This window comes from Vibrio sp. JPW-9-11-11 (genome assembly GCF_013369335.1).
Lineage (GTDB): Bacteria > Pseudomonadota > Gammaproteobacteria > Enterobacterales > Vibrionaceae > Vibrio.
The window spans coordinates 204319-229077 of record NZ_SZQJ01000005.1 but is presented as its reverse complement, the minus strand read 5'-3'; the positions used below and the strand labels follow the sequence as shown (position 1 = coordinate 229077).

The following is a 24759-nucleotide window of genomic DNA, read 5'->3' as shown; positions in this document are numbered from 1 at the left end:
GTATAAACGGGGCTGTATTATTCAACGTTTTACCGAATAATTCAACGAATTATAGCAATCGTTTACTCAATGGCTGAACAGTTGAGATTAAGTAGCATCAGTTCACGCAGTGCCACCGAGAATTTAGCAAACTCATGCACTGAGCCAACCTTGAACTCGTTGAGGATATTTTCCCAACGATGCAATGAAACCTCATTGGCGACAATCCACTCATCAAGTGCTTTAATCACATCAAGATCTTCCGGTGCGCATGAACAACTTAGCACCTGCCCTGTCAACTGACGTTGTTGCCAATCCAAATCTTCTCGGAAAGCAGCACGCGCTAAAGCTTGCCAGTTGTTATCTACGGCTTGACCATTGATCTGTTTCAAGAACCAATGCAGTGACAAGCGATCACCAAGGTTGTAGTACAACTTGGCGGTTTGCTCGACTGTTTTGCCTTTTTCACGAGCCACTGTAGATATATCCAGTACCGAATAAAGACTTGAAAGGCGAGCAACATAATTTGCTAGCTGTTCGCTAATCCCTTGGTCGATCCAAGCTTGCGCCATATCGTTGTGCTCTTGTACTTCTGACGGTACCAACATCTCATCGAGATGAATCTTGATGGTTTCCACGTCGCCTTGATAGAGTTCAATGAGCGCTTGTACTGACTGTTTACCCATTCGGTTGCGCAATAACCAACGCGACAAGCGACGCAAAGTACGACGCACAAAAAAGATCATATCGTATTGTGCTTCTGTCGTGGCGTGGTTATCCAATTGACGGATCTCTTCAAGCACATTGCCAAGACCGAAGATTTCACGCGACGCCGCATACGCATTAGCAATATCAACCACATTGGCGCCCGTTTCTTCTTGAAGTCGAGTCACGAAATTGCATCCCATTTCGTTTACCATTTGGTTCGCGAGTGCAGTTGCAATAATTTCAGCGCGCAATGGGTGGTTAACCATTTGTGATGAATAGTTACGGCGTAACTCTGTTGGGAAATAATTGGTTAGTTGCTGAGCATGGAAATCATCATTGGCAATATCTTCATGCACCAATTCTTCTTTCAACACCATTTTAGCGTAAGCCACCAGCACAGAGAGTTCAGGACGCGTGAGTGCCATCCCTTGTTTCTCGCGTTCTAGAAGCGTTTCATCATCGGGGATATATTCTAGTGCTCTATCTAAATAACCCGCTTTTTCCATTGTATGAATGAAGCGAATTTGTTCTTTGACGAGCGAAGTCCCCTGCTGTTCGGTCACTGAAATGGACTCTGATTGACAATAGGCATCATCCAATACGATCTCGCCCACTTCATCTTCCATCGATTCCAAGATCTTATTGCGCTGTTTGACGGTAAGATCGCCATTGGCGACCAATCCATTCAAGAAGATCTTAATGTTGACTTCGTTATCGGAGCAATCCACGCCACCAACGTTGTCAACAAAGTCAGTGTTAACACGGCCGCCTGTTAACGCGTACTCAATACGACCCAACTGAGTCATACCTAAGTTACCGCCCTCACCAACCACTTTGGCTTTTAGGTCACAACCGTCAATGCGCAATACGTCGTTAGCACGGTCACCAACATCGGTGTGCGTTTCTGTTGATGCTTTAACGTAGGTGCCGATACCACCATTCCAAAGCAGATCCACTTTCATTGATAAGATCATTTTGATCAGTTCATTCGGCGCAACTGAACTCTTCTTGGTTCGCAACATCTTTTGAATTTGCGGTGTCAAGTGGATCGACTTAGCGCGGCGTGAGAACACACCGCCACCTTCAGATATAAGATCGGGGTCGTAATCTTCCCAACTTGAACGTGGAGTATTAAATAACCGGTTACGCTCTTCCCAACTAGACGCAGAGTCCGGGTTCGGATCGATAAAGATGTGCATGTGGTTGAACGCAGCTTGGAGGCGAATATGTTTAGACAACAACATGCCATTACCAAATACATCCCCTGCCATATCACCGACACCAATGGCAGTGAAATCTGTACTCTGGCAGTCAATGCCCATTTCGCGGAAGTGACGCTTAACCGATTCCCAGCCACCTTTAGCCGTAATACCCATGGCTTTGTGGTCGTAACCATTCGACCCACCGGAAGCAAATGCATCCCCTAGCCAGAAATTGTATTCTGCCGATACCGAGTTAGCTAAATCCGAGAAAGTCGCCGTTCCCTTGTCGGCCGCGACAACCAGATACGGGTCGTCTTCGTCATGACGAATCACCTGTTTTGGATGAACAACTTCACCTTCGATGATGTTGTCAGAGACATCAAGCAATGCACGAATAAAACGCTTATAACAGCGTTGACCTTCAGCAAATATCTCATCACGACCACTCAAAGTATGTTGACGTTTACAGACAAAACCACCTTTAGCGCCAACCGGAACAATGACCGTATTTTTCACTTGTTGAGCTTTGACTAGGCCGAGAATTTCGGTACGGAAATCCTCTTGGCGATCTGACCAACGCAAACCACCACGTGCAACTTTACCACCACGTAGATGCACACCTTCAATATCTGGTGCATAAACAAAAATCTCAAACGCTGGTACGGGTTGCGGGATCTCTGGGATCTCACTTGGTTTCATCTTCAGCGACAGCCAAGGTTTGTGGTTCTTGTCGTCATCGACTTGATAATAGTTGGTACGCAGCGTCGCGGTGATCATTTCCATGTAACGGCGGATAATACGATCATCATCCAAGCTTTCTACATGATCCAACTGCTCGGTAATGCGCGCGATCAGATCAGTTTGCCCTTTCTGGCTTCCTTTAAACTTCGGCTCAAAGCGCTTAGCAAATAACTCCACCAGCCCTTTGGCAAGATCAGGATAGTGGCTAAGCGTTTCTTCAATGTACTGTTGACTGAACGGGAAGCCGACTTGACGCATATAACGTGCGTAGGCACGTAGGATGGAAATTTCACGTCCAGTGAGCGAAGCGCCCAGCACCAAACGGTTAAAGCCATCGCTTTCAAGTTCACCGGCCCAAATTGCGGCAAAAGCCTGCTGGAATCGATCACGCGCTTCACGAAGATCAACGGTTGTGTCGCTCTTATGCAGCATTGAGAAATCAAGGATCCAATAAACCTGACCGTTAGCTTTGCGCACTTCGTATGGTGACTCACCAATTACACGAAGCCCTAAGTTCTCCAACATTGGCATCACATCAGACAAGTGAATAGGCTCATCACGGTGATACAGTTTAAGTCTCACTGATTTTGAATGACTGCCTAACTCTTGTGGGCGGTAGAACAGCATGCCGAGTTTGTTGTCATCATCAAGCTTTTCGAGCCTCTCAATGTCGGCCACCGCGGAACCTGGCATCACATCTTCTTTGTACGAACGTGGGAATGCACGCAAATACTCTTTAGACAGTGGTAAACCTTTGCTTTCACCGAAGTTTGCCACGATCGCCTCTGATAAACGATCATCCCAAGTCGAAGATGCTTCCATTAAGTTTTGCTCAATCGTTTTAACGTCTACGTCCATATTGTTGTTGTCAACACGGACAATGTAATGCGTACGAGCCAGCGGGCTCTCTGAGAAGTAAGTCGTGAACTCTACCTCTTGCTCACAGCCAAAGTACTGTTTCAAAATTCGCTGGGTTTGACGGCGAAGTTCGGTGTTATAGCGATCTTTAGTGACATACACCATACAACTGAAGAAACGGCCGAACGGGTCTTTGCGCACAAACAGACGCAGCATGTCGCGGTCTTGCATTTGCACTACCCCCATACCGACTTCAAGCAATTCTTCTTCTTTCGCTTGCAGTAGTTCATCACGCGGGTAGTTTTCTAAAATATTGTGGAGTGCTTTGTACGAATATGAGCCTTCACGATAGCCGCTCGCGTCAAGAATGCGCTCGACTTTCTCACGCACGAGCGGAATACTTGCAACGCTTTGGTTATAAACCGCAGACGTGTAAAGGCCAGTAAAACGATGCTCGCCAATCACTTTGCCGTTATCGTCAAACTTTTTAATACCAATATAATCCGTGTACGCTGGGCGGTGGATACGTGATGGGCGGTTGCCTTTAGTAACAATCAATAAGAAAGGCTTCTTCGCTTCCAAGCGGGCAGAGTCTGGGAAATCACTTAGTTTGACAGTTCGGACACGCTCTCGATTGGCAAAAAGACCTAATCCCTTATCTGGCGTTGGGCGTAGTTCGGTATCACCATCAACATTGACCAAATCGTACTCTTTATAGCCCATAAAGGTGAAGTTATGATCCCCTAACCAACGGAGGAATTGAATAGACTCATCATAACGATCACGTTCGATCTCAATTTTATCTTTTTGCGCGTCAACCTGAGAGGTCACTTGTTCGAGTTTTTCGACCATCAGTAACCAGTCTTGAACCACCAGACCCGCATCATTAAGAATACTCAGTAGCTCATTTTTTAGTGAGCCCATGGCATCTTTACTACTCAGTCTGTCTACTTCGATATGGAAGAGTGATTGAAGTGCACCTTCACCACTATTGATAGAAGTAATCTCGCCTTTTCCAGTACGGGCGATTTGAGTCGGTCCGTGGAGCATTAAGTGTGATGAAAGATCCAAACGGCTTAGGGCCATTTTGATTGAGTCGACTAAAAACGGACAGTCTGGCACCACAATCTCAACGATAGTATGGGTAGACTGCCAGCCTTGACGACTCACCGTTGGGTTAAAAACTCTTACCGAAATATCATCAGCAGTTTTCTCATTAATATGGTGCCAAAGAGAGACAACAGCACCATAAAGGTCAGATTCATTACGTTCGATGAGATCGTCTTGAGAAATGTTGCTAAAGAGATGTTGAGCAAGTTGAGTGACTAGGGGTTGATGAGCAAGCTCGAGTTTGTCTTGAATAAGCTGATACACTTTTTCAAGAAGAACCGGCATCAATGTTTCACGCGCGGTCATAATCACACTCCACAATTAGAATTGTATGTATTTTTGAGGGATGTTGTAAGCATAGTGCTTAACACGGGTAATGCCGCTTTATTGTAAAAGCTTTATTGATAAATAGTTAATTCTTTTAGGAGTGGTAAGAGGTGAAATGTTTGAGAATGTGACTAAGGTTCTATTTAAACTTCTATAAAATCAGTTGCTCACAGAAGTTCTAACTTAATAAACTTATTTTTTTGGTCAGTTGTTAATCTGAAGCGCCCTTTTAAGCCAATTTGACTAACAAAAGGTCTGAAACGAGATGCAGGCAATTGTAGGCGTAACCCTTTGTCTGTTATGACTAAAATGTTACTTGCCGCCCCATTGTAGTGAGACAGAAAAGTTTGATAAGAGATATTGAGTGTAAAGTAATACTGATTCATAACTGATGGAAAAAGTCGCGATATTGCCCACCTAACAAAATAACTGTATAAATAAACAGTAGCACTATCACGTGCTACTGTTTGATACCAACGAATTAAGACTCAAGCGCCTTGGTCACTTTTTCAAACAAGTCTTTGGCTAGGTTATCCATCGACTTTAAGGACTCTAGCTCTTGTTTGATCAACGCCTGACGTGTTGAATCGTATTTACGGAATTTAAGTAGCGGATCAATCAAGCGTGACGCAACTTGCGGGTTACGGCTATTAAGCTCGCGTAAGATTTCTCCAGCAAACTGGTACCCTTCACCACTCTTGGCATGAAAACGTACTGGGTTCATGTTGAGGAATGAGCCAATCAAACTACGCGTACGGTTAGGGTTTTTAAGGCTAAACGCTTCGTGACCCATGGTCTGTTTAATGACATCAAGTACATTCTCGGCAGGGTTGGTTCCTTGCAGCGCAAACCACTTATCCATCACTAAGCCATCATGTTTCCACTTATCACTGTAATCTTGCATGAGCGCTTCGCGACTCTCGAGCTGAGCACTGTTCGCTGCCGCCATTGCTGCAATGGTATCCGTCATGTTGTTAGCCTCAGAGTACTGAACTTTGACCAGCTCGTTACCTTGATCGGTATAAGCAAGGTAGCCAAGTGCGGTATTGCGCAATGAGCGAAGGCCAATGGCTTTGTGTTCAATCGAGTAAGCGGACTGTTTAGTGCTGTGATAAATAGCGCTTAGTTCATCTTGCAATTCGGTCGCTAAAATCACCTTCAGTGCTTTCAACACTTGAGCAACCGCATCCACATCGACTTGTTTATACCAACCCGACACTTCATTGAAGCTTGGCAGTGACAACATCTCTGCGATGAACGCAGGTTCAAGCTGTTCAGAAAGCAAGACCCCACGGAAAGCATCAACGACGGATTCAGTTAATACCACTTCCTCACCGGCCTGCACTTTTTCAACGTTCGCGCGAATGTATTTCGCCAGTAACATTTGTCCTGCATCCCAACGAGCAAATTCGTTTCTCGCGTGGACCATTAAGAATGTGAGTTCTTCATCACTATAGTCATATTCAAGTTTCACCGGAGCAGAGAACTCGCGCAATAAAGAAGGGATAGGTTTTTCTGTGACCCCTTCAAACACAAAGGTCTGTTTCGCTTCGGTGACATCCAAAACATGACCGACCCGCGAACCGTTACGGCGTAACTCTATAATGTCACCATTGGCCGCATACAACTCCACATCAAAAGGAATGTGGAGTGGTAGTTTGTCTGACTGATCTTGTGTCGGCTCGGTTGATTGTTCGATAGTCAGAGAGTACGTCTGCTGTTCAGAATGATACTCACTCGTTACACTCACGGTTGGCGTACCAGACTGGCTATACCACAAACGGAACTGCTTAAGGTCAACACCCGTTGCATCTTCCATAGCAGCGACAAAGTCCTCGCAGGTTGCCGCCGTGCCATCGTGGCGTTCAAAATACAACTTCATCCCTTTTTGGAAGCCTTCTTCTCCCAGCAAGGTATGCATCATACGGATCACTTCGCTGCCTTTTTCGTAAACTGTCAAAGTGTAAAAGTTGTTCATCTCAATCACTTTATCCGGACGGATAGGATGCGACATCGGACTTGCGTCTTCGGCAAATTGTGGGCCTCGAATGATTCGGACATTATTGATGCGATTCACCGCACGAGAGCCAAGATCAGAAGAAAACTCTTGGTCACGGAACACGGTCAAGCCTTCTTTAAGACTTAGCTGGAACCAGTCACGACAAGTGACGCGGTTGCCTGTCCAGTTATGAAAATACTCATGGCCGATAACGGCTTCAATACCCAAGTAGTCGGTATCCGTTGCCGTTTTTTCATTGGCGAGAACAAACTTAGAGTTAAAGATGTTAAGACCTTTATTCTCCATTGCGCCCATATTGAAAAAGTCCACCGCGACAATCATGTAGATATCTAGGTCATACTCCAAGCCAAAACGATCTTCATCCCACTTCATGGAGTTAATTAATGACGTCATCGCGTGCGGTGCTCGGTCGAGATTTCCTTTATCAACAAATATCTCTAACTCAACATCGCGGCCAGAGCGAGTGACAAATTTATCTCGCAGTACATCGAAATCTCCCGCAACCAACGCAAACAAATAAGCAGGTTTCGGATGCGGATCTTGCCATTGTACCCAGTGACGACCTTGGTCGAGTTCCCCTTGAGCAATACGGTTACCGTTACTCAACAAATAAGGATACTGAGCTTTATCCGCAATCACTTTAGTGGTGTACTTGGCAAGCACATCTGGACGGTCGAGATAATAAGTAATGCGGCGGAAACCTTCAGCTTCACACTGAGTACAGAATGCACCACCCGACTTGTACAATCCCTCAAGCGCTGTGTTTGCTTCTGGGTCAATCAATGTTTCTATACTGAGCTCAAACTCAGCGGGTAGATGATAAATCTCTAAACCGCCTTCAACTTGTTCATATTCACTCCATGGCTGACCATTAACGTGAATACTTTTTAACGTTAATGCTTCACCATCAAGCTTAAGAGTGGTCGAATCTTTTAACTGTTTTACCTGTGAAACCGCACTGACTGTTGTGGCGTTGTCATAAAGATCGAAAGTTAAATCGATATCAGTAATGGAATGAGAGGGAGACTGATAGTCTTTGCGATATTTGGCTTGTGGAGTCTGAGCCATGTCTAAATCCTTCTGACGAATATGAGATACGTAAACACGGCAACCGCCGTGCTGTGTGATGTCGGATAACGACAATCATTTGCGTGTAAGCTTACCTGCCTAAACAAAAAAAAACGAGGTTCGGCTAAGAAATACCTCGTTTTTTGTCTATTGTTGATGAAGAACTCAAACAATTTGTCTAATTTATCCGCAAAGTGCCCACTAATCGATTTATGACTATCGAATCCGATTTAGAACGGCATAGAGTGCCCCTTCTTCCATTTCTAACGTTAAAGTGTCGCGGTTAAGCGTATATTTGGTCTCGTGTTCACCATTTTCGTAAAGCAATACCAAGTGTTCTCCCTCGGTATAATAAACACCACGATGTATCGCCTCGTCGCCATTATCATTGCTCACTCTAAACATGAACACGAAATCAGGTTGCAAGATAAGGTCGAGTTGGTTGACATCGCTAGAGGCGACGTCGTCCCCGCCGAGTTGCGCACTCGACCACATACCTGCGAGAGCATTCGACAAAGCTTTGGTGAAGGTAACACCATTGAGGTTAAGTAGATTGTGGTTAGCAGAATATTGGTAGACTTGAGGTTCATCACTGTTGAGGCCGAGGATGATAGTATCTTCATTTGCGGTATAGAGCCCCTCCCAGTGGTCAACGGAGTAATCTCTTTTTTGGATGTCGATCTTAAAACTGTAGTTTGAGTCGAGCGACAGCTTGATCGCGAGGAAGTTTTCTTCCGATTGCTCTGGATTAGGATTGACTAAGTACCAATCCCCTAACAAGAAAGGCTGGTCAAATTGAGTTAAATCGCTATTGTCTCTTGCCGAATCAGCGAACACAGAGAAACTTAGCAAGAGTGATAACATGGCCATCAGTTTCATAGCGCGCTCCTTACTCTTTTCTTTAAGCTTAGGCACACGACTGATAAAACGCGAAAAAATTGATCTAAATCACATTAATTATTCCCACAAAAAAAGCGAGCCACTAAGGCTCGCTCTTTTAACTATTGATATAACTAAGATTTCAACATATCTACCATGATGGCAACCGATTCGTCTAAATAAGCATCGGGGGCTTGATAATCTTTGGGTACATCGTCAAGTGACTTGAACGGCTCTTCACCCATCGCCTTTCGTCGCTCATTAATTCGTGCTAGACGCTGTTTATCGGCCTTTTCACTTTCCATCTTGCGCGTTGCTTCATTCAACGACAAGGTGTTGTCGTCCTTTTCAGCGCGGTACTTGGCAATGTCTTCGGCGATAAAGCCAAATTCAAGATCATCAGCAATCCGATTTTGGTGAAGCGCGGTCAAGTGTGCGACCCGCTCTGGGTTACGTTGTAACACCTGGTATTTTGCCGGTTCAATGCTGTCCCACGGCAATGCATTCTCTTCAACACTTTCCCCGGTTTCACTGGGTTCCACTGCGGTTGGGAAGGCAATGTCAGGCGCAACACCGCGATTTTGAGTGCTGCCACCATCGATACGATAAAACTTCTGTATCGTGTATTGCACATAGCCGAGTTCTTTATCGAACAAGTCGTAGATATGGTTTAATGAACGGTGCTGTTGCACTGTCCCCTTACCAAACGAATTTTCACCAACAATAAGAGCTCGACCATAATCTTGCATCGCAGCGGCAAAAATTTCAGAAGCCGATGCGCTGTAACGATTGACCAACACCGTCATCGGTCCGTCGTAGCTGATTTCTCCATCAGTATCGCTGTTCACATTGACACGGCCATAACTGTCGCGTACTTGAACCACTGGCCCGCTGGTAATAAATAAACCCGATAACGCGGTAGCCTCAGTCAATGCGCCACCGCCATTATTGCGAAGATCAACAATGATGCCATCCACACCTTGCTGCTTAAGCTCTGCGATGAGTTTATCGGTGTCTTTTGCCAGCCCAACATAGAAGCTAGGGACTTCCAGCACACCAATTTTTTTACCTGCTTTCTCAACTACTTCGGACTTTACGGCGCGGTCTTCAAGGCGGATTTTATCACGTACAATAGTGATAACTTCAGCCTTAGCGCCTTGACCTTCCGGCAACACCTGTAAGAACACTTTGGTGCCCTTCGGCCCTTTAATCAGTTGTACGACATCATCTAGTCGCCAACCAATCACGTCGACGATCTCTTCACCGTCTTGACCCACGCCAATGATGCGGTCGCCTTCGGACAGTTGCTTACTCTTAGAAGCCGGACCACCCGCGACCAATGAACGAATCACCGTATAATCTTCGGTCATTTGTAGCACGGCGCCGATCCCTTCTAGCGAAAGGTTCATTTCAGTTTGAAACTGGTCAGCGCTGCGTGGAGAGAGATAACTGGTATGCGGGTCGACTTCACGCGCAAAAGCATTCATGTAGAGCTGAAATGCGTCTTCACTGTGAGTCTGACTGATGCGTTTGAGCGCATTGTTATAGCGCTTGCCGAGCACTTCTTTGATCTCGTCCCACTCTTTGCCGGTTAACTTAAGATTTAACGCATCATACTTAACGCGTTTGCGCCACAATTCGTCTAACTCGGCGGTATTTTTCGGCCAAGCTGCGTCACTGCGATCAAGCTCAATAAACTCATCATCATCAAACGTCATCTCTTTATCGAGTAAGCGCAGTGCATATTCAAAGCGCTCGTAGCGACGTTTCATCGACAAGTTGTAGACATCAAACGCAACCTGATTATCGCCCTCTTTTAAGCCTTCATCGATTGAACTCGACCATTTGGCAAAAGAGTCAATGTCGGCTTGGGTGAAAATGTTTTTGTTGTAATCAAGCATTTCGACGTAGCGTTCGAAAATTGCTTGAGAGAATTGGTCGTTTAATGAGAAGTGCTTGTAGTGGGAACGAGTAAAGCGCGATGTGACACGTTTGCTTGCGGTCTCATGCTGAGCTTCGGGAGCGAGGACAGGTAAGTCTTCTAGGCTGATTTTTGCTTCTAATGCATTTGCAGTAGATGCTGCTAGCCAGAGGCTAGCAGCAATCAGCGACAATTTTGAACGGCATTTCATGCGTAGGAGTATCTCCTTTATGCGCGTAGGTGCTCCGCTTTCACAACCATTTGCAGGCCGTTAGACAGTTGAACACGCACATCTTCCTTATTGATTTCAACGATAGTCGCAGCCATGTTTCCTTTGCCCATATTAACGTTAACTTGATTACCTACTTTAACTTCGTCGGCATTCAGAGCGCGCGTCTCTACTGGCTTACTGGCTTTTTGTACTTTGTTCTGTTGCGGACGACGACCCTGAGGCTTCTTCGCCGCTGGTTTAGCTTTCGCTTTACCTTCTTCACGTGCTTTTTGAGCTTGCTCTTTACGACGTGCTTGAACTTTGGCTTTGCTTTCCGCAAGTGCTGTTTTTGCGTGTTCTACGTGTTCTTCGTCAAGCTCACCCGCTGGGTTGCCATCCAAATCGACACGCACCGCACCAGGCTTAACACCGTGTAGGTAGCGCCATGATGAAGTGTACTGTCTTAACGCTGCACGAAGTTGAGTCTTGCTCACTTTTGGATCGTCAGCTAGACGTTCCGCAAGATCTTGAAAAATACCAATTTTAAGTGGTTTTGCTTCACCTTCTAAAGTAAAGCACTTAGGGAAACATTCAGCAATGTATGCAATCACTTCTTTGCTGTTTTTTAACTTTTCAGTGTTTTCCATGAGGATTCCTGGTTGTTGCGGCTTGTCCGCGAGCATTAAGTATAAATATTTGAGGTATTATAGTGACCTGCAAGCGAAAAACCACACTCAATAATCAATTTATGCCTTGATAGCGTGTGAATTAAGCAGCTTTTCTACTTCACCCATCAAAAATGTTAGCCCTTGCTCATCGATTTCACTAAATCGTCCAACCTTAGGACTATCAATGTCGAGTACACCGGCAACTTTTCCATCAATAGAGAACGGAATCACCAGCTCCGAGTTACTTTCAGCATCACACGCGATGTGACCTTCAAATTGATGAACATCGTGCACACGCTGAACACTGTTTGTCGATACAGCCGTACCGCAAACACCTCGTCCGACCGGGATTCGGACACACGCAGGTTTGCCTTGAAATGGCCCCAGCACTAACTCTTCACCTTTCATCAAGTAGAAACCAACCCAATTGAGCGCCTCTAGCTCCATATTCAATAAAGAGCTGATATTGGAAAGGTTAGCAATCAGATCAGGCTCTGATTCAATTAATGCCACGACTTGTTTGGTTAAGCGATGGTAATGTTCTATTTTCATACTACTTCCATTTGAAAACTGGAGACTTCTATTATGAATCTACGTACAATGCGCACAAACAATAAATAGTAAGCATTCTCATTATAATGACCGACAATCCCAACACTATTAGCCGTTCTTGGTTGATAACTCAAGCAAAAAAGCACAAATCTAAGCTTATCTTTGCCAATCTAATTGCGTTACTGGCCACTCTGATTAGTGTGCCTATTCCCTTGCTTATGCCTTTGATGGTTGACGAAGTTCTTCTCAATCAACCGGGACAAGGGTTGGATGCGATGAACCGCCTCTTGCCTGTTTCAATGCAAACGCCAACTGGCTATATCTTTTTGACATTAATGTTGGTGATTATCATGCGCAGTGTAAGCCAAGCACTGAACATATTGCAAAGCCGACAATTCACTCTCGTGTCGAAGACGATTACCTACAAAATGCGCAGCAAAATGATTGATAAACTAGGACGCATTAGTATTCGCCAATATGAGACGCGTGGCAGTGGCGGCGTCAACGCACACTTGATCACCGATATCGAAACCATCGACCAGTTCATCGGTTCTACCTTAAGCAAGTTCCTCATCAGCTTGTTAACTGTACTCGGAACGGCGGCGGTGTTGCTGTGGTTGGATTGGCGTTTAGGGCTTTTCATCTTATTGGTCAACCCGGTCGTCATTTACTTTTCACGCAAACTCGGCAGCAAAGTAAAGCATTTAAAGAAGAAGGAAAACCAATCTTTTGAGCGCTTCCAAAACCGGTTGGTGGAAACGCTTGATGGCATCTATCAACTGCGCGCGGCTAATCGAGAGCGCGAGTTCCTTAATGAGCTAAAACATCAAGCAAATCAAATTCGTATCGACGCTGATAAATACGCTTGGCAATCCGAAGCGGCGGGACGTGTTTCCTTCTTACTCTTTCTATTAGGTTTTGAACTGTTTCGCGCTGTCGCCATGTTGATGGTCTTGTTTAGTGACCTCACTATTGGACAAATTTTTGCGGTATTTGGTTATCTTTGGTTCATGCTGTCACCGGTTCAGGAACTACTTGGTATCCAATTTTCTTGGTATAGTGCTAAGGCCGCATTAAAACGCATTAACGCCCTTCTCGACTTAGAAGAAGAAGCTCGCCCGGTGAGCAAAGTAAACCCATTTACTCAAGACCGTGAAGTCGAAGTTGAAATTGAGAAAGTGAATTTCTCTTACAACACCGAAGCACATGTGCTGCGTGACTTGAGTTTAACCATTCCTGCGGGTAAGAAAGTGGCCTTAGTCGGTGCCAGTGGCGGTGGCAAATCTACTCTGATTCAACTGCTCATTGGCGTCTATCAAGCAGATTCGGGCTCGATACGCTTCAATGGTGAACGCTGTGAGGATATCAGTTTTGCGACAATTAGAGAGCAAATTGCTGTGGTATTACAACAGCCTATACTCTTTAATGACACTTTGAGGCATAATCTGACATTAGGTTCTGATTACGACGACTTGCAGCTTTGGCGCGCGTTAGAGATCGCCCAAATGCAAGATGTGATTAAACAACTGAGTGATGGGCTCGATACACAGATTGGCCGCAGCGGTATTCGTTTGTCTGGCGGACAACGGCAACGCTTGGCGATAGCAAGGATGATTCTGAGTAATCCCAAGTTTGTGATTTTAGATGAAGCCACTTCAGCCCTTGATACCGCAACAGAAGCCGCACTGCATAAAGCGCTGACAGACTTCCTGCACGGCCGCACCACCTTAATTGTGGCCCACAGATTGTCAGCGGTTAAGCAAGCTGACCTGATTTATGTGTTGGAAGATGGTCAAGTTACTCAGACGGGCACGCATGGAGAGTTGGTTGAACAACAAGGCTTATATCAAACCTTATATGGCAGTGTGCAATCACACCTATAGCCATAACACGCGAATCACTATCAAGGAGAGCCGCTATGAGCCGCTCTCCTAACTCTCTTGCCCACCCTTCCAAGGTCACCTCTGTCCGCTTATGTCATGGTTGTGAGCTGCCAGTTGATCTCATCGACGTTGAAAGAGGCAAAAGTGCTTTTTGTCCGCGCTGCAATACCTGGCTTTATCGCGGTGGTAGCCCGTCATTGTCAGGTAACCTTGCCCTAGCTCTAACCTGCCTATTGCTGTTCATCCCTTCACACTTTTTCGACTTCATCAGTATTCGCTTATTTGGCGTAATGATTCCCGCCACGCTACCTTCAGGTATTTGGACATTGGCACAAGAAGGGTTCATGTTCATCGCTGCATTGATCTTGCTCTGCAGCTCTTTGGCACCTCTTTTACTGTGTGGCTCAGTACTTAGCGCTCATATTGCGCTCAAGACTCGCTCATTTAAGCTATTAAAACCGTCGTTGGCGCTCATCCAGCGCCTTAAACCTTGGGTCATGATTGATGTCTTCTTAGTCAGTATCGCCATTTCTTGTTTTAAGCTCCAAGATTACTCTGATATTTTCGTCGGCCCTGGCCTTGTTGGTTTGGTGCTATTGCAAATGACCACGATCTTGCTATTGACAAGGGTCAGCGTGCGACGCTATTGGGAGGTGTTTTCCCCCGAAAATAGCTTCCCAGTCATGGACAAAAAGCTACACTGTCACCAATGTCACCTTTCTCAACCGGAGGGAGAAGTCTGTTTACGCTGTCAAAGCCCAATTCACCATCGCAAGCCCTTCTCTGTTCAAAAAACGTGGGCTTATCTTCTCGCCGCGAGTATAGCGATAGTTCCAGCGAATGTACTTCCAATTTCTATATTGCTGACGAACGGCAAGCGCCTAGAAGATACTATATTTTCAGGCGTGGCTTCGCTGGTAAATAGCGAAATGACGGGTATCGCTATCATTATATTTGTCGCCAGTATTGTGGTGCCCGTGGCCAAAATTCTTGGTTTGTCTTACCTACTGCTCGCGATACAGTTTAAACGCAAGATTTATCACCGTCATCGAATGCTAATGTACTTTATCATCAAGTGGATTGGTCGCTGGTCTATGATGGACCTATTCGTTATCTCTATCATGATGACATTAGTCGATCGCGGTCAAATTCTCGACTTTACCCCAGGTTTTGGTGCAGTAGCATTTGGTATTGTCGTCGTATTGACCATGCTCGCAGCCGAAAGCATGGATCCAAGGTTAATATGGGATAACTACCCTGTCGCAATCAAAGAGAAAGAATCTACCCATGAGTAATGCCTCCCAGACTCAAAAATCTTATTCCCCAAAGGTGCGAAGAAATAAGGGCGTCTCGCCACTATGGCTTCTGCCTGTACTGACGATGGTGTTAGCTGGATGGTTGGTGTTTACCGCGATTCAAGATGCTGGGCAACGGGTACAGATCTATTTCTCAGATGCACAAGGTCTGATTGCTGGGCGTACCACCATTCGCTACCAGGGCCTGGAAGTCGGGATGGTCAAAGACATCAACCTAGCGGAAGATTTGCAAAGTATTTATGTCGATGCAGATATTTATCCAGAAGCCACTAAGTTGTTAACCAAAGGCGCTCGCTTTTGGTTGGTCAAACCTACAGCCAGTTTATCGGGGGTCTCAGGCCTCGACGCTTTGGTATCAGGAAACTATATCGCTATCGCACCAGCAGATGGTCCCTCAGAACCAGAAACTCAGTTTACCGCTTTAGAGCGCGCGCCTGCTGATTTGCTTAACAGAGAAGGGCTAAGCATTTCACTCAAATCTCGCGATTTGGGCGGTATCTCTATTGGTTCACAAATCGTGTATCGAAAAATCCCCATTGGTGAGGTTTATAGCTATCAGCTTGATGAGGATGACAAAAATGTCATCATCAACGCCACCATCGAAGAGGACTATCGCCACATTATCACCCATGACAGTCGATTCTGGAACGTCAGCGGCGTGGGAGCCAATATTGGTTTCGGAGGCGTCGATGTACGTTTGGAAAGCCTTAGCGCCTTACTTGGTGGTTCGATTGCGGTTGACTCTCCTGACGGCGGGGAGCCTGTGGTCGACAATACCCAGTTCCGACTCTATCCCGACCTCCAGACTGCTGGCCGTGGTATTGCCATTAAAATTACCCTACCTGATAACAACAAAATCAGTCCCTCAGGCGCGCCCATCGTATACAGAGGCGTCGAGGTGGGACAAGTGACTCATTTGGAATTAGCCCAAGACCGTGAGCAGGTGGTCGCCTCAGCAGCAATTCAACCAGCATTCAGTGACATGTTGACCACTGGCAGCCAATTCATTTTGCAGGAAGCGAAAGTCTCATTAAGTGGCGTTGAAAACTTAGCGAATATCGTCAAAGGCAACTTTCTTACCATAGTGCCTGGAGAAGGAGAGCGCTCGCGTCAGTTCACTGCAATTCGCACCGATGATTTCAAACGAAAACAAGACCGTACGGTCGCGTTGCGATTAGTGGCAGATAACTCATTCGGGCTGGAACAAGGCGCGGAAATTTTGTACCGCGGAATTAGCGTTGGCTCTGTCACTCAAGTTCAGCTCATCAAGGATGGTGTTCAATTTGACGCCTTGATAGACAGTGATTATTCCCATTTAATCAAATCACAGAATCGCTTTTATGTGACAGGCAGCGCGAGCGCCGAACTTACCGAGTCAGGCCTAAACATCTCTGTACCACCAGCCAAACAGCTTCTCGCGGGGTCGATAAGCTTTGTGAGCGAAGGGCAAAACAAAGCGCGAATCAAGTACCAACTTTACCCGAGTCAATCACTCGCAGAGTTAGCGAAGTACAATATGTCAGGCTCCACTCAACTCACCTTATTTGCGTCTGAGTTGCCACCTGTCAGCATTGGTAGCCCACTGCTCTATCGTAACCTGCAAGTCGGCAGTATTGCCGACTATTATTTGGTAGACGGTGGTGTGGTCATCACAGCCAGCATTGAAAACCAATACAAACACCTTATCACCGCGCAAACCGTATTCTGGAATCGTTCTGGTATTGAAATCGACGCGAGCTTGTCGGGGGTTAATATTTCCGCAGCGCCACTGACTTCTCTTATCAAAGGTGGCATCGCCTTTGATTCTCTACCAGGAGTAGACAACAAACAGGAAGATAAATGGCTGCTCTACCAAGACTACAAGACGGCGCGCAAGTTTGGCCAAGTGATCACCCTGACTTACGATGGCGAGAATAGATTGTCTACTGGCGCAACAATCAATTACAACGGGGTCAAAGTGGGTGAAGTGACCTTAATTGTGCCCGACTTTACTCGCGAGCGAGTAGAAATAAAAGCCCGTATTCTCCCCGAGTATACGCAGAAAGTTGCTGTAAATGGCTCATTCTTCTGGCTACCTAAAGCCGAGTTTGGTGTCAACGGAGTAAAAAATGCTCACAACCTTTTGTCTCAGTCGATCAATGTCCTACCGGGCAGTGGCGCAAAGCAAAATCGCTTCATCCTTCATGTCAATAAGCAAGCAGAGCAAGGCGTGCAATTTACCCTACAGAGCGAAACTCGTGGCTCAATTAGCCAAGGCACTCCAATTTTGTATCGAGATATGGAAGTTGGTGAGGTCGTTAAAGTTGAATTAGGCGAGTTTGCCGATCGTATTGTCTCAACCATAGTTATCAAACCGGACTACGCCTACCTAGTTAGACGCAATACGGTTTTCTGGAATACGTCAGGGGTCGATGTCTCCATCGGGCTCGGTGGTGCCGACATTAAAGCTGGCACCTTAGATAGCTTAATACGCGGCGGAATAACGTTCGCAACGCCAGAGCAACCTCAGCTCCAACCAGCAGCCCCGCCACAAACGTCTTTTTTCCTTTATGACCAGGCAGAAGAGAGCTGGACAACTTGGCGAACAGCAATACCTAAGCCTTAAAGGGCGAAAAAACGCAGCGAAATCGCTGCGTTTTTTATTCAACCCCGTTATAATCTTGCCCTTTTCACGCTAGCCGAGACACCGTCGTGCACCAAAACGTTTATCTTCCTGCTGCTTTTCTAGAGCAAATCGAACAGATTCTACCTAGCCATTTGACTATGGATGACTTTACCGCCGCGTGTCAGCGTCCACTGCGTAAGAGCATCCGAGTTAATACACTGAAAATCTCAGTGGCGGCCTTTTTGCAACGGGCTGCCGTTAAAGGTTGGTTGTTAGAGCCCGTGCCTTGGTGTAAAGAAGGGTTCTGGATTGAGGCGGATGAATCGCTGGTGCCACTTGGCAATACTGCAGAGCACATGTCAGGGCTTTTCTATATTCAAGAAGCCAGCTCGATGATGCCTGTCTCGGCACTGTTTCAAGCCCATGACACAGAAGTGAACGCCGTGCTAGACATGGCTGCCGCACCTGGTTCGAAGACAACCCAAATTGCCGCCAATATGGGCAATCACGGCGTTTTGGTGGCCAATGAGTTTTCCTCAAGCCGAGTTAAGGTGCTTCACGCGAACGTCGAACGTTGCGGCGTGCGTAATACGGCCTTAAGCAATTTCGATGGCCGAGTGTTCGGCGGCTGGCTCCCTGAACAGTTCGACGCGGTTTTACTCGACGCGCCATGCTCTGGCGAAGGTACCGTACGCAAAGATGCAGACGCAATGAAAAACTGGAGCAAAGAGTCAGTAATTGACATCGCGAATACGCAAAAAGATCTGATTGAAAGTGCGTTCCACGCTTTAAAACCGGGCGGTGTGATGGTGTACTCTACCTGTACATTGAGCACCGAAGAAAACCAGCAAGTGTGCCATCACTTAAAACAGACATTTGCAGACTGCGTTGAGTTTGAAAGCTTGCGCGACTTATTCCCAAATGCGAGTAACGCTTTAACCGAAGAAGGCTTTTTGCACATATTCCCACAAGTCTATGACTGCGAGGGCTTTTTTGTCGCACGCATTCGAAAGACTGCCGCTTCTCCTGCACCCGATGTGAAAAAGCGTCTAGGTAAGTTCCCATTTGAAAAGGCCACAGAGAAGCTCGCTCAAGATGTCGCCAAGCAACTCAAACAGACTCTCGATATCGAGTTACCCCAAGACACTTCCCTCTGGATACGCGACAAAGATGTGTGGCTATTTCCAAACGCCTTGGAGGCAATGTTAGGTGAGCTGCGTTTTTCACGCATGGGCATCAAAATTGCGGAAACCCATAAGAAGGGCTATCGATGGCAGCACCAAGTTGCTACGGCGCTCGCAACAGGCAATGAAGCCAAAACGGTAGCACTTTCTATTGATGACGCCCGAGAGTGGTATATGGGCAGAGATGTCAGACCAGTAGGCGTAAGTGGTCAAGGCGAAGTGGTTGTCACCTTTGATAACGATGTGATTGGATTAGGAAAGTGGGTTGGAAACCGAGTAAAAAATGGTCTACCAAGAGAATTAGTCAGGGACAAAAACCTGTTTTAAATCGTCAATCATTGGTATGAATTTGGATTTGAGCCGCGCAAATTTTGGCTGATGCACTACAATTTAGTGGTAGACAAGCATTGATTATCAATCAATTAGCGCAGGCTCTATGAGAGCCCTTCCCCTAGGCCCAAAGCAGGATCAGCATTGGGCCTTTTTTTCCAAATGAGATGGTCCTAACTCAGACGAATGCCTTCTCCGTCTATCACTATCTTACCTTGTTTGTACAGGCCACCGATTGTCTTCTTAAAAGTGCCTTTGCTGGTTCGAAATGCTGCAAAAATGGCTTCAGGGCTCGATTTATCATTGAGTGGAAGGAAGCCACCTTTTTTCTCGAGTAAATCCATCACCTTTTGACTCAAGTCGTCCATCTTACCTACGCCAATTTTTTGCAATGAGAGATCAATCTTACCGTCTTCACGAATGTTTTTGATATAACCTTTTAATCGCTTGCCGATGAACAGTTTACCAAACACGTCTGACTTAAAGATCATTCCCCAATGCTCACCTTCTACGATAGCTTTGAATCCCAGTTCGCTTCTCTCGGCAATGAGCAGATCAACTTGCTGATTTTTTGTATAATTTGCAGGGGTTTTGTCCAAAAGCTTGTTGAATTTGGTGGTACCCACGATACGCCCAGATGCTTTATCGACATACACGTAGACGAGAACCGTTTGACCTTCAGAGAAACGTGTGCGTTGCTCGCTAAAAGGAATGAGTAAGTCTTTCTCTTTGATTCCCCAATCCGCGAACGCACCAGTCGAATTAATGCCCTGAATTTTCATCAGCCCCCACTCGCCGACCTGTGCAATGGGCGCTTCCGTTGTGGCAACTAACTGACTATCAGAATCGAAGTATAAAAATGCATCAAGATGACCACCAACTTCCGTCCCATCAGGAACGTATCGGTTTGGCAGTAAGGCTGTGCCATAGTCACCCGCATCAAGAAATACGCCAAAACCGGCCTTTTTCACAACTTCTAAGTGGTTCATCTGACCAACGTTAATCATTTCAACTGTCTCTTGTTAAATTTGCGGTGATTATAGCGAATCTCTGTTATGCTTGCGCAAGATATTTCATCCCAACAGGAGCTTTTTTTGTTAACCGTTGATAAGCAGGACGGCATTACTCTTAAGATTTCACATGCGATGGAATCGACCAAGAAGTCAGACCTCGATCTTTACTTCTTTGTCCCTGGTGATCTGGGTTTAAGCCCTGATGTCGTCAAAGAGAGTGAGTTCTACTACGAGTCTATCGTTCAGAAACGTGCTTATTACAGTGACAAAACTCTACTCCCTTTGGTACACAGCCGACTTGCCAAGCGAGGACGTTTATCCTCAACCCAATATCGAGTCAGCTTGAGTCTATTTGCCTACCAATATGTCATTGCCCTCGACAAAGCAGTCAACGAACTCAACAAACACAACAAAGAGTCGGTGACGGTTGATGAAGTAGACGAAGTTATCGATCTCTCGCTAGACATACTCAAAAAACTGCGTCGAAGTATTCCATTTGAAGAGAGCTTAAAGCGTTACTACGCCAACATCGACAACTACCTATCTTGGTATACTGGCCAACGCCTGATGTCGCTGGTGGCGCATATGCCGCGTGATAGCGAATACAAAAGCTTAAAAGAGAGCTTACTCGCTATCGTTGAAAAAGAAGCAGCCCACCGAAAGCTCAACAACTACAATTCAAAGCGAGTTCGTGACGACGTAACGCGATTAAGCAATAAAATGCGCCTACTGCGTCGTTTGATTGAACACCCCGTGGTGTTGCAAGAGAAAACCCAATCTCTCGGCAATAATATGAAACGAGTCGTGAAAGGTGGAGCCACCGGATTTGTCATGGTATTTGTTACCATTACTGCCATCTTAGCGCGTGATTACTGGGGAGAAATCACCGTTTCTTTCATCATATTGATGTCTTTTGTCTACGCTCTGCGCGAAATTTTTAAAGACGATCTGCGAGATGTTATGTGGCGTTGGATCCGAAAAGGCCGCCCCAAATGGCGAAAAATGTACCTAGATCCGACCACGAAGAAGGCGGTTGGACAAAAGCTGGAATGGCTCGACTTTAAAGTGCTTGATAGGCTTCCTGATCGAATAAAACAAATCCGTAAAAAGCGCGTGGTGCAACGCGAAGAACAAGTACTACACTATAGCTCTAAAACCGAGATGTCGACTTCTAAGTTCATGAGTGGTTATGAAGAGACTCGCGAGTCCATGCTGGTCAGTATGCGCGCGATTACTCGCTTAATGGATAAAGGGTCGAACAAGATTTACATCAACAACAACGGCCAAGTCAGTCGCGAATCGGTAGAGAAACGTCACTTGGTTAACTTAATTGCACGCGAAGACAATCACGATGGGCAACCCAAATATTACCGTTGGAAAATCGTGCTCAACCGAAGCAAAATTGTTGCCGTTGAGCAGATTGAAGTTGAAGAGGTCAAGCACCCGTTTTCTTTAGTGAAAGCGTCAGATGAAACTCAGCCATAGGCTCATCACCATGTAACGATGGACAAATAGCAGTAATTTTTACCGCTTGGTTTACACGCTCCCCTGTCGCAAATGTTTGCGCTAACATTTCGTCGATTAGGTGTCCATCTTCACAAATAAAATGCACATCCGCTTCAGGTCGTTTGAGGAACTGCCCTTCAACGGCTTTGAACGCCAGTGAAACTTGTTTACCACACTCTTGAGCCTTGCTCATCGCCATAAAGCCACCGGCTACATCTGCACCCACCGCCAATACACCAAAATACATGCTATTGAGGTGATTTTTGGTACGACGTTTAAGCGGTATTTTCACTTCAACTCGCTGCGAATCTAACTGAAGAAGCTTGGGCCTCGCCAGCCAAATAAAAGGGACCTTGAAAAAACCAAACACATTTAGATAGAGGTTTGCTTTAGTAAGCGCTGATAGCATAGAACTCGTCCGACCAGTAAATATCAACTTAGTTCATAACGAAAAGCGCCCAATGTCAACATCTTGTTAACATTGGGCGTTCAAATAGTGATCTATCTGCGCGTAAAGTTACACTGTTACAACCAGTTCAATGTCACTTTGATCGGCCAAGTACTCTTGCATCCGTGGACAATTTATAAGCCCACTACTGGTTACAATCACTGGCTTATGACTGGCCGATGCGGCGGCAACCGCTAAGTCGATTAACTGCACAACCGCTTCACTTTGAGGGTCAAATAAGTAATCAAGCGCTTCATTAAAGCGATCAACGCCTAACGCAAATTGAGTCAAGTTTTCTAAATTGATCACTAGGCCGTCAAAATAATGAAGCAATCGCTCAGAGAGTAACGCCGCAGAAGGAACATCGACTCTATAGAGCACCTTAAGCCCGTCAAGTCCTCTTGGCAATCCTTGCTCCGCAAGCAGATCAATCACCTTGGCTGCATCAGATAAACCGCGAACAAAAGGCACCACAACGTCAATCGTGTGGCCGCGTTGTTGCAAAGCTTTAATCACCTGACACTCAAGGGCAAACTGCGGGCCGAATTGTGGTTGAGCATAACGAGACACTCCTCGAACGCCCAACGCTGGATTCGCTTCTTTGTCCTCGCACTTCCCTCCGAGTAACGAACGAAAGCTATCACTGTCGGCACAACTTAAGCTCACTCTCACCGCTCGATGCTGCGGCAAAATTGCAGATTCAATATGGTCAGTTAACGTTTGTACAAAATGTGTTTCGACTTCTTGCTCACCTAAAATTGCGTCAATGGCAGATTGCTCGAGGTCTTCTAGTGTAGTGCTGCCTTGCTGATACAGCGGATGGTAAAAAACTTGCTCAAGAATCAATTCAGAAAGTGATACGTAGAGATGGCTATCACCTGAAGGGCCATCAATAGAAGGCAAGGATTGCCCTAAGTTGAGTGCTGGATACAAACTGCTCGAACTGTTTAAACTCATTACTGCTCCGTGCATTAGTGCTTAGTGATCTTATGCCTCCAACATAACGCCCACGTATAGCGAACACAAGACTTAGAAACATTTTTAACTCTTTATAATGCATAAATTTTCACTTTTACACCTAAGGAGCGATAAGAATCTTGATAAGTGGTTTATTCCTCAACGGGTTTCCGCTATCTTTACCGCTTCGCAATAAAAAGAACAGGCCGTGGTATGCCATTAAAAACCGATGAATTAAGAACCCAACCTTTGGGGCCCATGCCAACTCCGGCAGAACTAGGTCAAGCGCACCCTATTACCGATGAAGTCGCTGAGCGTATCGCACAATCTCGTCGTCAAATTGAACGCATTCTTACTGGCGAAGATCAACGCCTTCTCGTTATTGTTGGTCCTTGCTCAGTCCACGACACAGACGCTGCTATCGACTATGCAACCCGTCTTGCTTCTATACAAGAGCAATATCAGGACCAGTTGTTTATTGTCATGCGCACTTACTTTGAAAAACCGCGCACCGTCGTCGGCTGGAAAGGCCTCATTACCGACCCAAACCTCGACGGTTCATACGCACTAGAAGCAGGACTAAACAAAGCACGTAAGCTGTTACTTGATATCAATAAACTCGGTCTGGCCACTGCCACTGAGTTCCTCGACATGATTACTGGTCAATACATCGCAGACCTGATCACTTGGGGCGCAATTGGTGCCCGTACCACTGAATCACAAATCCATCGAGAAATGGCGTCTGCACTGTCATGCCCTGTTGGTTTTAAGAATGGTACCAATGGCAACATAAAAATTGCGATTGATGCAATCCGCGCAGCCCATGCCTCTCACTATTTTTACTCACCAGATAAGCATGGCCGCATGACAGTGTACCGCACCAGTGGCAACCCTTATGGTCATGTCATCTTGCGCGGCGGTGACAAAGGTCCCAACTTCGACGCTCAATCTGTTGACGCAGCATGCAAACAATTGGCTGAATTTGGTCTTCCTGAACGATTAGTAGTCGATTTCAGTCATGCCAATTGCCAAAAGCAGCACCGCAAGCAACTTGACGTTGCAAAAGAGATTTGTGAACAGATCAAGTCGGGCAAAAACCAAGTGGCTGGGGTTATGGCGGAGAGTTTCATTCTCGAAGGTAACCAACCTATGGATGACCTCGACAACCTGACTTACGGACAATCGATCACCGACCCTTGTTTAGGTTGGGATGATACCGTCACCATGCTTGAAATGTTAGCGAACGCTGTTCAGTCACGTAGCTAAAAAGAAA

General features: G+C 46.0%; 16 protein-coding genes. 6 read left to right on the top strand and 10 right to left on the bottom strand.

What is annotated here, in order from left to right; genetic code table 11:
* Nucleotides 1-62: 62 nt before the first annotated feature.
* The 7 genes from FCU94_RS06870 to FCU94_RS06840 form a co-directional block, all read right to left on the bottom strand.
* On the bottom strand, nucleotides 63-4904 hold the full coding sequence (locus FCU94_RS06870) for an NAD-glutamate dehydrogenase (RefSeq protein ID WP_176287806.1): 4842 nt from the start codon (nucleotides 4902-4904) through the stop codon (nucleotides 63-65).
* A 188-nt stretch (nucleotides 4905-5092) separates the two neighbouring features.
* A complete protein-coding gene (locus FCU94_RS06865; protein WP_176287805.1) occupies nucleotides 5093-5311 on the bottom strand; it encodes a DUF2835 domain-containing protein in 219 nt (72 codons plus the stop codon).
* A 95-nt stretch (nucleotides 5312-5406) separates the two neighbouring features.
* Complete coding sequence (gene pepN / locus FCU94_RS06860; protein ID WP_176287804.1) at nucleotides 5407-8013, bottom strand: aminopeptidase N; 2607 nt, start codon at nucleotides 8011-8013, stop codon at nucleotides 5407-5409.
* A 216-nt stretch (nucleotides 8014-8229) separates the two neighbouring features.
* On the bottom strand, nucleotides 8230-8892 hold the full coding sequence (locus FCU94_RS06855; protein ID WP_176287803.1) for a hypothetical protein: 663 nt from the start codon (nucleotides 8890-8892) through the stop codon (nucleotides 8230-8232).
* A 134-nt stretch (nucleotides 8893-9026) separates the two neighbouring features.
* Nucleotides 9027-11024 (bottom strand): carboxy terminal-processing peptidase, encoded by a 1998-nt coding sequence (gene prc / locus FCU94_RS06850; RefSeq protein ID WP_176287802.1) that lies wholly within the window; start codon nucleotides 11022-11024, stop codon nucleotides 9027-9029.
* A gap of 17 nt (nucleotides 11025-11041) precedes the next feature.
* Nucleotides 11042-11671, bottom strand: a complete 630-nt coding sequence (gene proQ / locus FCU94_RS06845; RefSeq protein ID WP_176287801.1) for an RNA chaperone ProQ — start codon at nucleotides 11669-11671, stop codon at nucleotides 11042-11044.
* Nucleotides 11672-11770: 99 nt separating this feature from the next.
* Nucleotides 11771-12244, bottom strand: a complete 474-nt coding sequence (locus FCU94_RS06840; RefSeq protein ID WP_176287800.1) for a GAF domain-containing protein — start codon at nucleotides 12242-12244, stop codon at nucleotides 11771-11773.
* Nucleotides 12245-12330: 86 nt separating this feature from the next.
* Between FCU94_RS06840 and FCU94_RS06835 the strand changes: the two genes are divergently transcribed.
* The 4 genes from FCU94_RS06835 to rsmF all read left to right on the top strand — a co-directional run bounded on the left by FCU94_RS06835 (nucleotide 12331) and on the right by rsmF (nucleotide 19559).
* The gene (locus FCU94_RS06835) at nucleotides 12331-14127 is read left to right on the top strand and encodes an ABC transporter ATP-binding protein (RefSeq protein WP_176287799.1); all 1797 of its coding nucleotides are present in this window, start codon (nucleotides 12331-12333) and stop codon (nucleotides 14125-14127) included.
* Between the two features lie 35 nt (nucleotides 14128-14162).
* Entirely contained in the window at nucleotides 14163-15422 is a 1260-nt protein-coding gene (locus FCU94_RS06830) for a paraquat-inducible protein A (RefSeq protein WP_176287798.1), read from the top strand.
* Nucleotides 15415-18048 (top strand): PqiB family protein, encoded by a 2634-nt coding sequence (locus FCU94_RS06825; protein WP_176287797.1) that lies wholly within the window; start codon nucleotides 15415-15417, stop codon nucleotides 18046-18048. The genes FCU94_RS06830 and FCU94_RS06825 overlap by 8 nt, the downstream gene beginning before the upstream one ends.
* A gap of 86 nt (nucleotides 18049-18134) precedes the next feature.
* The gene (rsmF, locus tag FCU94_RS06820; RefSeq protein ID WP_176287796.1) at nucleotides 18135-19559 is read left to right on the top strand and encodes a 16S rRNA (cytosine(1407)-C(5))-methyltransferase RsmF; all 1425 of its coding nucleotides are present in this window, start codon (nucleotides 18135-18137) and stop codon (nucleotides 19557-19559) included.
* 176 nt (nucleotides 19560-19735) lie between these two features.
* On the opposite strand, the gene FCU94_RS06815 is transcribed toward rsmF, so the two are convergent.
* On the bottom strand, nucleotides 19736-20569 hold the full coding sequence (locus tag FCU94_RS06815) for a CvfB family protein (protein WP_176287795.1): 834 nt from the start codon (nucleotides 20567-20569) through the stop codon (nucleotides 19736-19738).
* 87 nt (nucleotides 20570-20656) lie between these two features.
* On the opposite strand from FCU94_RS06815, the gene FCU94_RS06810 reads away from it, so the two are divergent.
* Entirely contained in the window at nucleotides 20657-22060 is a 1404-nt protein-coding gene (locus FCU94_RS06810) for a hypothetical protein (RefSeq protein WP_176287794.1), read from the top strand.
* Here FCU94_RS06810 and FCU94_RS06805 read toward each other — a convergent pair.
* On the bottom strand, nucleotides 22011-22490 hold the full coding sequence (locus FCU94_RS06805; RefSeq protein ID WP_176287793.1) for a DUF4442 domain-containing protein: 480 nt from the start codon (nucleotides 22488-22490) through the stop codon (nucleotides 22011-22013). The two genes, FCU94_RS06810 and FCU94_RS06805, sit on opposite strands and share 50 nt — an antisense overlap.
* Before the next feature lie 108 nt (nucleotides 22491-22598).
* Nucleotides 22599-23486 (bottom strand): putative PEP-binding protein, encoded by an 888-nt coding sequence (locus tag FCU94_RS06800; RefSeq protein ID WP_176287792.1) that lies wholly within the window; start codon nucleotides 23484-23486, stop codon nucleotides 22599-22601.
* A 213-nt stretch (nucleotides 23487-23699) separates the two neighbouring features.
* Between FCU94_RS06800 and FCU94_RS06795 the strand changes: the two genes are divergently transcribed.
* Nucleotides 23700-24752, top strand: a complete 1053-nt coding sequence (locus FCU94_RS06795; protein WP_176287791.1) for a 3-deoxy-7-phosphoheptulonate synthase — start codon at nucleotides 23700-23702, stop codon at nucleotides 24750-24752.
* Nucleotides 24753-24759 lie beyond the last annotated feature (7 nt).

Excerpts from the sequence above, each read along its gene's own strand:
- FCU94_RS06870 (WP_176287806.1), bottom strand. The coding sequence starts at position 4,904 with ATGACCGCGCGTGAAACATTGATGCCGGTTCTTCTTGAAAAAGTGTAT.
- FCU94_RS06865 (WP_176287805.1), bottom strand. The coding sequence starts at position 5,311 with ATGAATCAGTATTACTTTACACTCAATATCTCTTATCAAACTTTTCTG.
- pepN (WP_176287804.1), bottom strand. The coding sequence starts at position 8,013 with ATGGCTCAGACTCCACAAGCCAAATATCGCAAAGACTATCAGTCTCCC.
- FCU94_RS06855 (WP_176287803.1), bottom strand. The coding sequence starts at position 8,892 with ATGAAACTGATGGCCATGTTATCACTCTTGCTAAGTTTCTCTGTGTTC.
- prc (WP_176287802.1), bottom strand. The coding sequence starts at position 11,024 with ATGAAATGCCGTTCAAAATTGTCGCTGATTGCTGCTAGCCTCTGGCTA.
- proQ (WP_176287801.1), bottom strand. The coding sequence starts at position 11,671 with ATGGAAAACACTGAAAAGTTAAAAAACAGCAAAGAAGTGATTGCATAC.
- FCU94_RS06840 (WP_176287800.1), bottom strand. The coding sequence starts at position 12,244 with ATGAAAATAGAACATTACCATCGCTTAACCAAACAAGTCGTGGCATTA.
- FCU94_RS06835 (WP_176287799.1), top strand. The coding sequence starts at position 12,331 with ATGACCGACAATCCCAACACTATTAGCCGTTCTTGGTTGATAACTCAA.
- FCU94_RS06830 (WP_176287798.1), top strand. The coding sequence starts at position 14,163 with ATGAGCCGCTCTCCTAACTCTCTTGCCCACCCTTCCAAGGTCACCTCT.
- FCU94_RS06825 (WP_176287797.1), top strand. The coding sequence starts at position 15,415 with ATGAGTAATGCCTCCCAGACTCAAAAATCTTATTCCCCAAAGGTGCGA.
- FCU94_RS06815 (WP_176287795.1), bottom strand. The coding sequence starts at position 20,569 with ATGATTAACGTTGGTCAGATGAACCACTTAGAAGTTGTGAAAAAGGCC.
- FCU94_RS06805 (WP_176287793.1), bottom strand. The coding sequence starts at position 22,490 with ATGCTATCAGCGCTTACTAAAGCAAACCTCTATCTAAATGTGTTTGGT.
- FCU94_RS06800 (WP_176287792.1), bottom strand. The coding sequence starts at position 23,486 with ATGAGTTTAAACAGTTCGAGCAGTTTGTATCCAGCACTCAACTTAGGG.
- FCU94_RS06795 (WP_176287791.1), top strand. The coding sequence starts at position 23,700 with ATGCCATTAAAAACCGATGAATTAAGAACCCAACCTTTGGGGCCCATG.